This is a genomic window from Aureimonas sp. AU12 (assembly GCF_001463705.1).
GTDB lineage: Bacteria > Pseudomonadota > Alphaproteobacteria > Rhizobiales > Rhizobiaceae > Aureimonas.
Window position 1 is genome coordinate 1 of sequence record NZ_BBWH01000076.1, and the last position, 393, is coordinate 393.

The 393-nt window shown below is 60.8% G+C and carries 1 protein-coding gene; it reads right to left on the reverse strand.

All coding sequences use genetic code 11. The features are described 5' to 3' along the window. Nucleotides 1–285: hypothetical protein (locus AUL33_RS21395; RefSeq protein WP_156419563.1), on the reverse strand; the 285-nt coding region annotated here is incomplete at its 3' end. Between the last annotated feature and the right edge of the window lie 108 nt (nt 286–393).

Consider the following 393-nt stretch of genomic DNA (forward strand, 5'->3'; position numbering starts at 1 on the left):
GGGCGGGATGGCAAGCGCGATCCAGGCGCCCTGACCGAACGCCCAGTAACGGAAGATCGGCATGAGCGGAATCTGGTACCGGCCTTCGACGATCGGAGCGATCCAGCCGAAAAATTCATAGAGCCAGCTTCGGTAGGGTTCGTTCAATGCCTCCTGCATCTCGGGGCTCCGCCCGGAGAGATAGAAGAGGACATACAGCGAAAGCAGAAAGTAGCTGAGCGTCGCGCCGATCATCGTCGGTTCGGTGCGCCGGCTCCAGAATGTCTTTGGACTATCAGCGGACATGAAGGCAGCCTTCAGTTCGCATGAGAGCCGTGATCGTCGCTGCCGCCGCCATCTCCTTCCCGGCCATTCTCCTCCGAAGCCGGCGGCGTTTCCGGATCGGATGAAGGC